General features: G+C 64.7%; 12 protein-coding genes. 1 reads left to right on the plus strand and 11 read right to left on the minus strand.

Annotated elements, in window-relative coordinates:
• Positions 1-6: 6 nt before the first annotated feature.
• A complete protein-coding gene (locus tag FXV83_RS04725) occupies positions 7-903 on the plus strand; it encodes a GntR family transcriptional regulator (protein WP_235939308.1) in 897 nt (298 codons plus the stop codon).
• 41 nt (positions 904-944) lie between these two features.
• Here the strand turns inward: FXV83_RS04725 and FXV83_RS04730 are convergent, their stop codons facing one another.
• The 11 genes from FXV83_RS04730 to FXV83_RS04780 all read right to left on the minus strand — a co-directional run bounded on the left by FXV83_RS04730 (position 945) and on the right by FXV83_RS04780 (position 14053).
• Positions 945-1928, minus strand: coding sequence for an ABC transporter ATP-binding protein (locus FXV83_RS04730; protein ID WP_148738044.1), 984 nt, complete (start codon positions 1926-1928; stop codon positions 945-947).
• Positions 1925-2914, minus strand: a complete 990-nt coding sequence (locus tag FXV83_RS04735) for an ABC transporter ATP-binding protein (protein ID WP_187435656.1) — start codon at positions 2912-2914, stop codon at positions 1925-1927. Before FXV83_RS04735 ends, FXV83_RS04730 begins: the two co-directional genes overlap by 4 nt.
• Before the next feature lie 19 nt (positions 2915-2933).
• Positions 2934-3857, minus strand: coding sequence for an ABC transporter permease (locus FXV83_RS04740; RefSeq protein ID WP_148738046.1), 924 nt, complete (start codon positions 3855-3857; stop codon positions 2934-2936).
• Positions 3854-4795, minus strand: coding sequence for an ABC transporter permease (locus FXV83_RS04745; RefSeq protein ID WP_148738047.1), 942 nt, complete (start codon positions 4793-4795; stop codon positions 3854-3856). Before FXV83_RS04745 ends, FXV83_RS04740 begins: the two co-directional genes overlap by 4 nt.
• 17 nt (positions 4796-4812) lie before the next feature.
• Complete coding sequence (locus FXV83_RS04750; RefSeq protein WP_148738048.1) at positions 4813-6417, minus strand: ABC transporter substrate-binding protein; 1605 nt, start codon at positions 6415-6417, stop codon at positions 4813-4815.
• Positions 6418-6558: 141 nt separating this feature from the next.
• Positions 6559-8229, minus strand: coding sequence for a nickel ABC transporter ATP-binding protein NikE (nikE, locus tag FXV83_RS04755; RefSeq protein ID WP_148738049.1), 1671 nt, complete (start codon positions 8227-8229; stop codon positions 6559-6561).
• Positions 8226-9074 (minus strand): ABC transporter permease, encoded by an 849-nt coding sequence (locus FXV83_RS04760; RefSeq protein ID WP_148738050.1) that lies wholly within the window; start codon positions 9072-9074, stop codon positions 8226-8228. The genes nikE and FXV83_RS04760 overlap by 4 nt, the downstream gene beginning before the upstream one ends.
• Complete coding sequence (locus FXV83_RS04765) at positions 9071-10105, minus strand: ABC transporter permease (protein ID WP_148738051.1); 1035 nt, start codon at positions 10103-10105, stop codon at positions 9071-9073. Before FXV83_RS04765 ends, FXV83_RS04760 begins: the two co-directional genes overlap by 4 nt.
• 28 nt (positions 10106-10133) lie before the next feature.
• Positions 10134-11753 (minus strand): ABC transporter substrate-binding protein, encoded by a 1620-nt coding sequence (locus tag FXV83_RS04770; RefSeq protein WP_148738052.1) that lies wholly within the window; start codon positions 11751-11753, stop codon positions 10134-10136.
• Between the two features lie 105 nt (positions 11754-11858).
• Positions 11859-13295, minus strand: coding sequence for an NAD(P)-binding domain-containing protein (locus FXV83_RS04775; protein WP_148738053.1), 1437 nt, complete (start codon positions 13293-13295; stop codon positions 11859-11861).
• Positions 13292-14053 carry an SDR family oxidoreductase gene (locus FXV83_RS04780; protein WP_148738054.1) on the minus strand — a complete coding sequence of 254 codons (762 nt, stop codon included), beginning with the start codon at positions 14051-14053 and terminating at the stop codon, positions 13292-13294. The genes FXV83_RS04775 and FXV83_RS04780 overlap by 4 nt, the downstream gene beginning before the upstream one ends.
• Position 14054 lies beyond the last annotated feature (1 nt).

Consider the following 14054-nt stretch of genomic DNA (forward strand, 5'->3'; position numbering starts at 1 on the left):
AATTCAGTGACGGAAAAGGCGCGTCCAAGCCGTCTCCAGCGCGAACTGTCCGCGGCGATCATGGAGCTGATCCGGAGCGAGCGGCTTGCGCCCGGCACGCGGCTCGCCGAGGTCGCGCTCGCCGAGCGCCTGCAGGTGTCGCGAACGCCGGTGCGCGCCGCATTGAAGCTTCTGGCGAGCCGCAAGCTCGTGCGCGCCGGCGCGCGGCGCGGCTATTTCGTCGCCGACACGGCCCCCGTCCCGCACAAGGCACCGCCAAGATTGAGCCCCGACGATACCGACCGGCTGTTCCTCGCGATCGCGCGCGATCGCCGCGCCGGGCGGCTGGCGGACGAGGTGTCCGAACGCGACCTGATGCAGCGCTACGATGCGACACGGCCCGTCGTGCAGCGTGTCCTCACCAGGCTTGCCGAAGTTGCCGCCGTCCAGCGCAAGCCCGGACATGGCTGGCGTTTTCAGCCGATCATCGCCGATGCGCAGGCTCGCGACGAAAGTTATCGCTACCGCATACTGATCGAACCGGCCGGGCTGCTCGAGCCCGGCTTTCGGCTCGACCCGGCATGGACCGCCGACATGCGCCGTCGTCATCAGGAGATGCTGGCGATGCCGTGGAGCGACACCGCCAGCATCGCGCTCTACGAGATGAACGCAGCCTTTCACGAAGGCTTGGCCGCGGCATCAGGCAACCGCTATTTGCTGGTCGCGGTTCAGCAGCAGAACCGGCTGCGGCGCTTTGGCAATTACGACTGGACGTTCGGTCATCAGCGCGTGATCGTGAACTGCCGCGAGCATCTCGCCATCCTCGACCAGCTCGAAGCGGGCCAGCACGAGGCCGCAGCCGCGCTCTTGCGCCGGCATCTCGAAGGTGCCGCAAAGCTCAAGCGCAGATCAAAAGCCACCTGACGAGATCTCGCGCATTCATAGTCCACAAGGACGATGACAGTCTAACCCTGCGGCAGTGCGTCGAGATGGCACGCCACCCACTGCTCGCTGCCGCTCGAACGAAGTTGCGGCTCCTCTGTCCGGCAGCGGTCGAAGACGTAAGGACAACGGGTGTGGAAACGGCATCCGCTCGGCGGGTTGATCGGACTTGGCACGTCACCGCCAAGGATAATGGGATTGCGCTCGGCACCAGGCTCGGGCACCGGCACCGCGGAGAGCAGCGCCTTGGTATAGGGATGTCTCGGCGCGGCAAAGATTTCCCGGCGCGGCGCCACCTCGACGATCTTGCCGAGATACATCACCGCGACGCGATGGGTCATGTGCTCGACGATCGCAAGGTCATGGCTGATGAACAGCAGCGCCAGACCGAACTTGTTCTGGAGATCCTGCAACAAATTGACGATCTGCGCCTTGACCGAGACGTCGAGCGCCGAGACCGCCTCGTCGCAGACGATCAGTTCGGGCTCGGCGGCAAGCGCCCGTGCGATGCCGATGCGCTGACGTTGGCCGCCCGAGAACTCGTGCGGCCTGCGGCTCAGCGCCTCGCGCGGCAGGCGCACAATGTCCATCAGATCCGTGACACGCATCTCGAGATCGGCTGCGGACTTGGCGAGGCCGAAATTGCGGATCGGCTCGGCCAGGATGTCGCGCACGCGCATCCGCGGATTGAGGCTCGAGAACGGGTCCTGGAACACGACCTGCACCCGGCGTCGCATCTGGCGCATCGTGCTCGGCGCGGCGTCGTCAATACGCTGGCCATCGAGGATCACCTGGCCCGAGGTGATGTCGAACAGCCGCAGGATGGCACGGCCGACCGTCGACTTGCCGCAGCCGGATTCTCCGACCAGCGACAGTGTCTCGCCGCGCGCGATCTCAAAGGACACGCCGTCCACCGCATAGACCCATTCGGACCTGCGCCCGAACAGGCCAGTCTTGACCGGAAAATGCTTCTTGAGGTCGTTGACCTGGAGCAGCGGGGGTCTCATGCCGCGGCGGCTCCCTTGATGGCGTAGTGGCAGGCGGCAACGTGGCGAGGCCCTTTTTCCTCAAGCCCCGGCGCATATTGGCGGCACAGATCAGTCGCGAGCGAACAACGCCCGGCAAAGACGCAGCCGGTTATCGGCTTTCTGAGATCGGGCACCTGCCCGGGAATCTCGGCCAGGCGCCGCGCGGTGCCAGTCAGGGAGGAGCCGAGCCTCGGCACCGCGCCGAGCAAGCCCTGCGTATAGGGATGGCGCGGCGAGCGAAACAAATCTGCGACCGGCGCCTCCTCGACCTTGCGGCCTGCATACATCACCATGACGCGTTCGGCGATCTCGGCGACGACGCCGAGATCGTGGGTGATCAGGATGATCGCGGCACCGACCCGGCGCTTGAGGTCCAGCATCAGCTTGAGGATCTGCGCCTGGATGGTCACGTCGAGCGCGGTGGTCGGCTCATCCGCGATCAGCAGTTTTGGGTTGCAGGCAAGCGCAATCGCGATCATCACGCGCTGGCGCATGCCGCCGGAAAGCTGATGCGGATATTCGCGCACGCGCCGCTTCGGCTCGGGAATGCCAACCAGAATCAGGATCTCAATGGCGCGTGCCTCTGCGGCCTGCTTGTCCAGGCCTTGATGGATCATCAGCGTCTCACGGATCTGACGGCCGACGGTCAGGACCGGATTGAGGCTGGTCATCGGCTCCTGGAAGATCATCGAAATGTCGTTGCCGCGGATGGCGCGCATCTCGTGTTCGGACAGTTGCAGCAAGTCCCTGCCCAAAAAGCGGACGGCGCCTGCGATCTTGCCGGGCGGCTCGGGGATCAGCCGCATCAGCGACATCGAGGTCACCGACTTGCCGCAGCCGGACTCACCGACGATCGCCAGCGTCTCGCCCTCGTTGACATGGAAGGACACACCGTCGACCGCCCGGTTGATGCCCCCGGGCGTACGAAAGTGGGTTTGCAGATTGTCGACTTCGAGCAGTGCCATCGCGATCAGCCCCTCGGCACTAGAGACTCTTGGCCATGCGCGGATCGAGCGCATCGCGAAGACCATCGCCGAGCAAATTCACGGCGAGCACGGTGACCGACAGGAAGGCTGCCGGGAAGAACACGATGTAGGGCTTGACCTGCCACAGCGCGCGGCCCTCGGCCATGATGTTGCCCCAAGACGGGATGGTCGGCGGCGTGCCGGCACCGATGAAGGACAAGATCGCCTCAGTGATCATGGCGCTGGCGCAGATGTAGGTCGCCTGGACCAGCATGGGCGCGACCGTGTTGGGCAGGATGTGGCGCAGGATGATCATCGGCGTGCGCGTGCCGCAGGCCACCGCCGCGTCCACGTAGGGCTGCTCGCGCAGCGACAGCACCACGCTGCGCACGAGGCGCGAGACGCGCGGGATTTCCGCTATCGTAATCGCCAGGACGACGTTGCCGACGCTGCCGCGCGTCAATGCCATCAGCGCGATCGCCAGCAGGATCGGCGGTATCGACATCAAGCCGTCCATGAAGCGCATCAGAATGCCGTCGGCCCAGCGGATGAAGCCGGAGACGATGCCGATGGCAAGACCGGCCGCCGACGCGAATATCGCGACCGACAGGCCGACCGTGAGCGAGACCCGCGCGCCGAAGAGCACGCGTGAATAGATGTCGCGGCCGAGCACGTCGGAGCCGAACCAGAAATTGGCCGACGGCGCGCGGGTGCGCTTGGCGGGCGCGAGCGCGGTCGGATCGACCGTCCCGAGATAGGGCGCGAAGACTGCGATCAGGACGAGCGTCAGCAACAACGCGCCGCCGATCGCAACCGTCGGATGGCCCCGCAACAATCCCACAAGGCCACGACGGATGACGACCGGCCGAAAGATTTCGGGCAGTTGCGGCGCGACGACGAAGCCGGCCGGAAGCGATTGCAGGCTAACGGTCGTATCGGTCAATAGCGGATCCTCGGGTCAACGAGCGTATAGATGACGTCGATCATCAGATTGACGAGGACGTAGACGAAGCTGAACAACAGGACGATGCCCTGAATCACAGGATAATCGCGGCGCAGGATCGCATCGATCGTGAGCCGGCCGAGGCCGGGAATCGCGAACACGCTTTCGGTCACCACTGCGCCGCCGATCAGGAGCGCAATGCCGATCCCGATCACCGTGACGATCGGCACCGCCGCATTCTTCAGGGCGTGAATGAACAGGATGCCGCCCTGCCCGAGCCCTTTGGCGCGCGCGGTGCGGATATAGTCCTGCTGAAGCACTTCGAGCATGGTGGCGCGGGTGATGCGCGCGATCAGCGCGATGTAGACACAGCCGAGCGCGATCGCCGGCAGGATCAGGTTCTCGAGCCACGGCCAGAAGCCTTGCGCGAGCGGCGTATAGCCCTGCACCGGAAGCCATTCCAGTTCGAGCGCGAAGATGTAGGCGAGCATGTATCCGACCACGAAGACGGGCAGCGAGAAGCCGAACACGGCGAAGCCCATGATGACACGGTCGATCAGGCTGCCGGCCTTCCACGCCGCCACGACGCCGAGCGGCACCGCAATCACGATCGTGAGCAGAAGCGTCACCATCATCAGCGACAGCGTCGGTCCGAGACGCTGCCCGATCATCGTCGAGACCGGCAGGTTGGTGAAGATCGAGGTGCCGAGATCGCCGTGCAGGATGCGCCAGACCCAGCTTCCGAACTGGATCAGGAAAGGCCGGTCGAGACCGAGGCTCTGGCGAATGCGCTCCACATCCTCCGGGCTTGCCTGGTCGCCCGCGATCACCACGGCCGGATCCCCGGGCGCGATGTAGAGCAGGCTGAACACGAACAACGCGACGATTGCCATCACTGGCAAGGTCGAGACGATGCGCCGGAGGATGTAGGAGAGCATTTGGCTTCAGCGCGCGATCATGCCGACTTCGTCACGTTCCAGAACAAGGGGACCGGTCCCTTGGCAACGCCAGAGACGTTCTTGCGCCACGCGGTGTAGCCCAGGAAGAAGCCGGTCGGGGCGTAGACGACGTCATCCATCGCCGCCTTGTTGAGACGACCGATGGCGGCCTTCTCCTCGTCGAGGTTCTTGGCCTCGAACCAGGACGTGACTTCCTTCTCGGTGCCGGGGCTGGTGGGCCAGCCGAACCAGGCCTTGTCACCATTGGCACGAATGGCGGTGTACGGTGCCGGATTGACGCAATCCGCGCCTGCATGCCAGGTGTGGAACATGTTCCAGCCGCCCTGTCCGGGCGGTGTTTTCTGCGCGCGGCGGGAGCCGACCGTGCCCCAGTCCGTCGCGACGAAGTCGACGTTCATGCCGAGCCGCTTGAGGAGATCCGCGGTCACGTCGCCCATCGCCTTGGTGATCGGCTGATCCTGCGCGACAAGGCACGTCACCGGCTGGCCGGAATAGCCGCTCTCGGCAAGCAGCTTCTTGGCCGCGTCGAGATCGCGCTTGCCCTTCAAAATCTCGCCACCCACTTCGGTGTAGAGCGGCGTGTCCGGCGTGAAGTAGCCAGGCAGCGGCTTCCAGAGCGAATTGTCGTCACCAACGATCGCACGCATATAGTCTTCCTGGCTGAGCGCCATCAGCACCGCGCGTCGCGCCCGCACATCGTTGAAGGGCGGATACAGGAAATTCATGCGGAACGAGCCGATATTGCCGAGGGGATCGCCGATATCGACACTGATATTCTTGTTTTTCTTCAGGACCGGAACGAGATCTGCGATCGGGTTCTCCCACCAGTCGATCTCGCCGTTCTGCAACGCGGCTGCCGCGGTCGCCGGGTCCGGCATGATCACCCATTCGACGCGATCGATCATCACCTGCTTGCTGCCGGCGAGCCACGACGGCTTCTCCTGCCGCGGCACATAGTCCGCGAACTTCTCGAACACGGCTTTTGCGCCGGGGACCCACTCGCCCTTGACGAACTTCAGTGGGCCGGAGCCGATATAATCCGAGATCTGCTTGAACGGGTCCGTCTGCGCGATGCGCTCCGGCATGATGAAGGCGCATGGCGAGTTGTTCTTGCCCAGCGCGAACAGCATTTTCGGAAAGGGCTGCTTCAGCACCCATTTGAAGGTACGGTCGTCGACGGCGGTGAGCTCCTGCTGGAGCGCCTTAAGCATCAGGCCCATCGGGTCGCGCGCCGACCAGCGCGTCAGGCTCGCGACGACGTCCTTGCTCAGCACCGGCTCGCCGTCGTGGAATTTGAGTCCCGGCCGCAGCTTGAACGTCCAGGTCGTGCCGTCGTCCGTCACTTCCTCGGATTCGACCATCTGCCGCTGCGGCTGGAACGAGGAATCGATGCCGTAGAGCGTGTCCCAGACCATCGCGGCGGCGTTGCGCACGACATATTGGGTGCCCCAGATCGGATCGAAATTGGCGAGGTTGGCCTGCGGCACGAAACGCAGGGTGCGGGCTGCCGCGCCTTGCGACAGCGCAGGAGCCGAGAGGCCACCCGTCAGCGCCAAGCCGCCCGCGCTAGCCAGTCCCTTCAATATGGTCCTGCGATCCATGAAGTCCTCCCAATAATGTCGTGATGCCGGCCGTTCGTTGGCCAAGGGCAGGTGAAACCGAGCCCATTAGCGTGCAAATGGTATGCCACTAACCGGGCCTTCGCTTGCAGGAACTCATCTGATTTCTGCGGCACTCCAATATCAAAGAGCCGCCGCCAGAGCCGGCCCGGCCTCGAAATGGGGAATCGCCTCGACCAGCTTGCGCGTGTAGTCCGTCTTCGGATTATCGAACAGCGCCCGGCTTTCGCCCTGCTCCACGATGCCGCCATTGCGCAGCACGATGGTACGGTCGCACAGCATGCGCACCACGTTGAGATCATGGCTGACGAACAATAGCGCGATGTCGTTCTCGCGCCGCAGGCGGTCGAGCAGTTGCAGCACCACCGCCTGCACCGAGACGTCGAGCGCGGCGGTCGGCTCGTCCAGCACCAGAAGCCGCGGCCGGCAGGCGATGGCGCGGGCGATCCCGACACGGGCCTTCTGGCCGCCGGAGAGCTGGTGCGGAAAGCGCGGCAGGAGATCCAGCGGCAATCCCACCCGCTCCGCGCACTCATTCACCCGCTGGCGCAATTCGTTGCCCGCCCGCAAACCATCAAGCCGCAGCAAGGGATGGGCGATACAATCGAAAGCAGTGAAGCGCGGGTTGAGGCTCTCGTTCGGGTCCTGGAACACCATCTGAATGTCTTTGCGCAAGCGCGAGCGGTGAAAGTCGCGCGCCGCGACGTGGCCGATCGACTGCCCGTCGAACACGATGTCGCCTTCGCTTGGATCGATCAGACGACAGATCATGCGCGACGTCGTGCTCTTGCCGGACCCGGATTCGCCGACGAGCCCGACGCTTTCGCCGCCGGCCATCGTCATGGAGAAGTCCGCAACCGCGGCCGCCCCCTGATCAAAGCGCTTTGCAAGCTTCCGCACCTCAAGGAGCGGCGGCGTGCCTGCCGCGAGCTCCTGCCTGGGCTTGCTGACGATCGCAGCGTAACCCTCCCTTTCCTCTTCCGTCACGAGATCCTCGATCCGCGAGACCGCGGTCGGTGAAGCCGCGACCAGACGCCTGGTGTAAGCGTGCTGCGGGGCGCCGAAGAGGGCTTTTGGGCTTGCTTCCTCGACGATCCGTCCGCGCTCCATCACGGCGATGCGGCGGCAATAGCGCGCCGCAAGACCGAGATCGTGCGTGATCAAAATCGTCGCCATGCCGCGCGCGGCGGCAATGTCCGCCAGGAGATCCATCACCACCTTTTGCGTCGTGACGTCGAGCCCGGTGGTCGGCTCGTCGGCGATCAACAGCGCGGGATTGCAGGAAATCGCGATCGCGATCATGACGCGCTGGCACATGCCGCCGGAGAGTTCATGCGGATAGGCATTCATCCGCGTCCCGGGGTCGCGTATCTGCACCGCGTGCAGCAGCTCGAGCGCCTCGGCGCGGGCGGCGTCCTTCGATATCCGCTTGTGGGTGAGGATGGCGTCCGCGATCTGCAAGCCGATCGCCCTGATCGGATTGAGCGCCGCCCGCGGGTTCTGGAAGATCATCGACATGGCGGCGCCTTGCAGCTGACGAAGGTCGTCGCCTCTGAGTTTCGTGACGTCCTGCCCGCGAAACAGGATCTTTCCGGCAGTGACGCGCCCGGCCGAATCCAGTAGCCGCGTCGTTGCAAAGCCGGTGACTGACTTGCCCGAACCGCTCTCGCCGACAAGGCCGAGCATCTCGCCGGCCTCGACGGCGAGCGTGACCCCGCGGACGGCCTCGACCATTCCACGCCGCGTCGAGAACGAGACGTGGAGGTCGTCGATGCTGAGCAGTTTCTCGCTCATGTGCGCATGCGGGGATCGAGAATGTCCCGCATCCCGTCCCCCAAGAGATTGAAGCAGAGCACTGCCATCATCAGTGCCAGGCCCGGGAACGCCACCAGCCACCACCGTCCGGTCGAGATGAAGCGTGCGCCTTCCGCGACCATGATGCCCCATTCCGGCGTCGGCGGCTTGACGCCGAGGCCGATGAAGGACAGGCCGGCCGCGTTCAGGATCGCCCAGCCGAGATTGAGCGAGATCTGCACCGCCATCGCCGGCAGGATGTTCGGAAGCAGGAAGCGCAGCACCACCGAGAAATGGCTTTCGCCGCAGGCGCGCGCGGCCTCGACCCAACCGACGTTGCGCCTGACGTTGACCTCCGCCCGCGCGAAGCGGATGTAGAACGGCAGATTGATGATCGCGGTCGCGATCACGATGTTCTCGATCCGGTTTCCCAGTGCCGCGACCATCGCCATCGCCAGCACGAACAGCGGAAAAGCCATCATCACGTCGACGAAGCGGCCGACCGCGCGGTCGAGCCTGCCGCCCGCATAGCCGCAGAACGAGCCGATGACGGCGCCGAGCACGAAGGAGATGCCGACCGCGGAGACCGCAATCGCAAGGTCGAGCCGCGCTGCGATGACGAGGCGGCTGAACACGTCGCGTCCGAGTTGATCCGTGCCGCCGATATGGGCTGCACTCGGCGGCAGCAGCGCCTCCGAGACATTCGAGACCACGGGATCATAGGGCACGATCCAAGGCCCGAAGATCGCGACCAGAACGAACAGGAGAACGCCCGCCGCGGCAATGCCGGTGAGCGGGTTTCCGCGCAGAATCCAGATCGAATGCCGGAGAGTTGCGCTGGTCATTCGATCGACACCCTGGGATCGGCGATGCCGTAACAGATGTCGACGACCAGATTGACCAGCACGAAAACGCTCGCCATCAACAGCACGAATCCCTGCACCGGCGCATAGTCCGAGGACAGCAGCGCGTCGAGCGCGTAGGACGCGACGCCCGGCCAGGAGAACACTTTCTCCACCAGGACGTTCGCGCCAAGCATGGTCGAGAATACGATTCCGGCGATGGTGATGACGGGCAGGATCGCGTTGCGCAGCGCATAGGTAATGACCACCTTGCGCCAGGACAGCCCGACCGAGCGCGCGGTGCGCACGAAATCGCTACCGAGCGAGACCAGCATCGAGGCCCGCGTGATCCGCGCCAATGGTGCGATGACGAACAGCGCCATGCTCACCGCCGGCAGGATCAATTGCTTGCAGGCCGCCCACCAGCCGTCGATGTCTCCGGCGAGCAGGAAATCGATCGAGAGGAAGCCGGTGCGCTGCGGCGGCAACGAGGTGAAGACATCGATCCGCCCGGTCGGATCGGGCGCAAGCCCGAGCAGGTAATAGAAGACGTAGATCAGCAGCAGGCCCGAGACGAAGGTCGGCACGCAGACGCCGAGCGCGCAGAACATCCGCACACCGTGATCGACGAGCGAGCCCGGCCGCAGCGCCGCAAGGACGCCGAGCGGCACGGCCGCAATGAGGGCGATCAACAGCGCGGTGAAGGTGAGCTCGAGCGAAGCCGGCAGGCGCTCCCGCAAATCCTTGAGCACAGGCTGCCCGGTCATCATCGAGCGGCCGAGATTGCCGTGGCCGATGTCGGAGAGATAGAACACGAGCTGCTCCGGCACCGACTTGTTGAGGCCCATCTGCTTGCGGATCTGCTCGATCTCCTCCTTGCCCGCATTGGGCCCCGAGGCAAAGAACACCGCGGGGTCCCCGGGCAGGACGCGCATCAGGAGAAAAGTGAAGACCAGCACACCAAACAGCGCCGGCAGCGACGATAGAAGCCGCCTGCCCGCCCGCACCATCGTTGCACCAAGACCGCTTGTCACCCTCTAGCGTCCTTCCCGTCTGCTGCCGTCACTTGCGGCTGACATCGCGGTAGTCGACCTGGCGGTGAAACTCGTAGGTATAGCCCTCGATCGACGAGGCCATCACCGCATCCTGGTTGGGCTGCCACAGCGGGATCTGCGGCATCTCGCTGAAATGGATCGCATTGAGCTTGCGGCCATCCTCCTCGTACTTGGCTTTGTCCGGCTCGAAGCGGGCTTCCTGCGCGATTGCCGCCAGATCGGGATTATTGATCGAGCTGTAATTCCAGCGCTGATTGCCGGTGTAGAAGTTGCGGTAGAAATAGTCCGTCGAGGGCAGCCAGGCGACGATGCCTTCGGTGAACAAGGGCAGCTTCTTCTCGTTGATCTGCGTCGACATCTGCGCATCCGGCAGCTTCTGGATGTCGACCTTGATCCCGATCTTGGCAAGCGATTCCTTCACCAGAGCCGCCATCGGCTCCGCAGTCGAGGCCTGGCCGACGTTGAAGCTGAAGGTGGTCGAGAAGCCTTCGGGAAGGCCCGCGGCCTTGAGATATTCCCGCGCCTTGTCGAGATCGATCTTTACCGGCGCCTGGAACGGATAGATGCCGGTCAGCGGCTTGCCGTCCGGCCAGGTCGCGCCGAACAGCGGCGCACCGCGGCCGAACAGCGCGGCCTTGAACATGTCGTCATAGGGCAGCGCGAAGGCGATGGCGCGGCGCACGTTGACATTGTCGAAGGGCGGGATCTGGTTGTTCATCGAGACAAACGTGATCGAATTGTATTGCGGCGTCGAGACCACCTTGAGCTTGCCCTTGGCCTCGAGCGACTGCACGTCGCTGGCCTGCAGATCGACGACGAGATCGGCATCGCCGCGCTCGACCAGATTGGCGCGTGTCGCCGGCTCCGGCACCGACTGCACGATCACGCGCTTGAAAAACGCCGGCTTATCGGGCGAGCCGCGATTCCAGTCGTCGTTACGCTTGATGATGACCTGCTCGCCCGGCTTGAAGGACTCGACCACATAGGCGCCGCTGCCGGCGGTATGCTCCTTCAGCCAGGCTGTGGCCCAGGGATCGTCCGCCGTCGCGTGCTCCTTCGCCACCTTGGAGTTGATGATCATCGGATAGACGGTGGCGAGATTGGGCAGCGCCAGCTTGTCGGGCTTGGGCAACGTCACCTCGATGGTGAGGGGATCGATCACCTTGAACTGGTCGGCCGAGGTCAACGACCCCGTCAGGAGCTGCGCCTTGCCGAGGATTGGCGCTGTGACGCAACGGTCGAGCGACCACTTCACGTCCTCGGCGGTCACCGGCGAGCCGTCCTGGAATTTGGCATCCTTGCGCAGGCGGAAGGTGAGCTTCAGGCCATCGGAACTGACGTCGTAGGATTCCGCGAGCTCGCCCGTGATCTTGTCGAGATCGAACACCCATTTGCCGTTGAGCTGTTTGCGGCCGAATGCCACCAGCCGGTCGTAGGTGCTCATGCTCAGCGCAAAGGACTCGCGGGTCGAGCCGGGGATGTTGGGATCGAGCGTGTTGACGGACGCGCCGGTCACATAGCGCAGCGTCTCCGCCCTGGTTTGCGCCTGCGCAGGCGCGTTGGCGACGAGCAGCAATGTGGCGGTGGCGACGACACAAGACGCCGGCCTGAATGATGCAAAACGCATTCGTTTTCCCCAAGATTTCGACAAGAATGCCAGCAAGGCATGATGAAAGAAGCAAGTTGCGCGCCAATCCTGAGGGGGCGCTTCGTCGCAGCGGAGCACGGATCATCATCGGGATTCCCCCACATTTTGCGCCGACCGGGTGATCACGGCTTGCGGCACGTCATAGGCGCTCAGCGAAGCCCAGTGATGCCCGACATCGGCGCGGAACAGGCCGCGCGTCAGGCCGTGGACCAGCTTGGGGACGGCCGTCGTCATCGCGTTGATCGACGATCCCGAGGGACCGAAGCTCATGGTCGAGGCGATGGCGAAAAGATGGATGTCGGAGATCCACGGAGTCTCGCCCGGCATGCGCTCGGTGAAGGCATAATCGTCGGCGAGATAGGGAAAGCGGCCGAGCCGCGCATTGCGCTCGCCCTCCGGCGGTTGGTACCGATCGGCCCAGGTCGCGATGTTACCGGCAAATCTGGACAGTTCATTGCGCCCGACAAAGTTCATATCGATGCCGGTGCCGCAGATGACGAAATCGGCCGTGATGATGCCTCGCGGCGTTTGCAGTTCGATGCCGCGATCGGTCCGGCGCGCAGCCTCGACCGGCGCGCCTTCGTGCAGCGCGAAATTGGCGTGACGCGCGCAGCGATCATAGGTCGGCTGCGGAAATCCTTCCCGCATCTCGAGGATGGTGCGCATGAAGCGCCAGCGCCAGGCATCATCGAGATCGCTGAGATGGCGCAGGAAGCCGCGAAAGGTCAGCCAGCGATAGGGCTGGATCACCTGGATCTGCGCCCGTCGACAGAGCAGGTGCACCTCAGCAGCACCGGCCTCGAGCGCCGTGGCCGCATTGTCGAAGGCGGATGCGCCGGCGCCAATCACGGCGACACGCTTGCCGCGAAGATCGTTGAAGTCGATATCGTCGGCGACGGTTGCGACCGAAGCTGGCGGCAGATGGCTCAGCGGCTCCGGAATGATCCAGCTGCCCATCCCTTCCTGCCCCGTCGCCAGCACGATCTTGCGCGCATAGAGCGTCTCGACGCCGTCGGCACGCTTCACCTGTGCGGCGAGCAGGCCATCGGCCGCCGGCGCAATCTCGAGAAGCTCGCAGCCATTGCGCACCGGCAATCCGACCGTGCGCCGCAGCCAGAGCAGATAGTCCGCCCAATGGCCGCGCGGGATCAGGTCGAGCCTCTGCCAATTCTCCTTGCCGAAGCGCGCTTCGTGCCACGACTGGTAGGTCAGGCTCGGGATGTCGAGATCGGGGCCGGTATAGTCCTTCGGGCTGCGCAGCGTCGGCATGCGTGCATAGGTGAGCCACGGGCCCTCCATGCCCTCCGCGGCCTTGTCGAGCAGCAGGATCTTACTGACGCAGGAGCGCATCAACCCGAAGCCGATCGCGATGCCGGACTGGCCGGCGCCGACGATGAGCACGTCCAGCGCAGGCTTGCCGTCCGGCCCCGGTCTTAGCGGCAGCCACGCGGCGCCGGGATGCGCGATCCTGGCAAGATCCGCGCGAACATCGGCTTCGAGCTGTGTCAGCGCGTCACTCATGCGGCGAGCCATCCGCCATCGACCACCATCACCGTTCCTGTCGTGAACGAAGACGCGTCGCTCGCCAGATACAGCGCGGCCTGCGCGATCTCGTCCGCCTGGCCGAACCGATTCATGGCGTGGCGGCTGCGGGACGCTTCGCGCACCTCGTCCGCATTGGCGTGACGGGCAAAGCTGCGGCGAAGCATCGGCGTGTCGATCGCGCCCGGCGCGATCGCATTGACGCGAATGCCGTCGGTCGCGAAATCGACCGCCATCGTCCGAGTCAGGCTGACGATTGCGCCCTTTGCGGCGATATAGGCGCTGTTGCCCTTGCCGCCGGCGATGGCGAGCTGCGAGGCGAGCGTGATGATCGAGCCGCAGCCCTGGCGCTGCATCTGCGGCACGGCGGTCCGCGCCCACAGCCAGGTGCCGCCGACATTGGTGCGAAAGACCGCGTCCCAGTCTGCCGGGTCCGTGGTCAGCACCGTGCCACCGCAGGAGAAGCCTGCGGCGGTTATCAGGATATCGAGCCGGCCGTGTCGCGCTACGATTTCGCTTGCGACGGCCTCGGCGAAATTAGCATCACCGACGTCGCCGACATGTGTCGTTGCCTCGCCGTTCACCTCGCGGACCAGGCTCAACGTTTCCTGGAGGCCTGCGGCATCGCGATCGACCAAAGCGAGACGCGCGCCTTCCTCTGCGAACAGCTTTGCGCTGGCGCGGCCGATGCCAGAGCCAGCCCCGGTGACGATAGCCGTGCGCCCTTCCAGCCGCATG

It is taken from the genome of Bradyrhizobium hipponense (assembly GCF_008123965.1).
GTDB classification, from domain to species: Bacteria; Pseudomonadota; Alphaproteobacteria; order Rhizobiales; family Xanthobacteraceae; genus Bradyrhizobium; species Bradyrhizobium hipponense.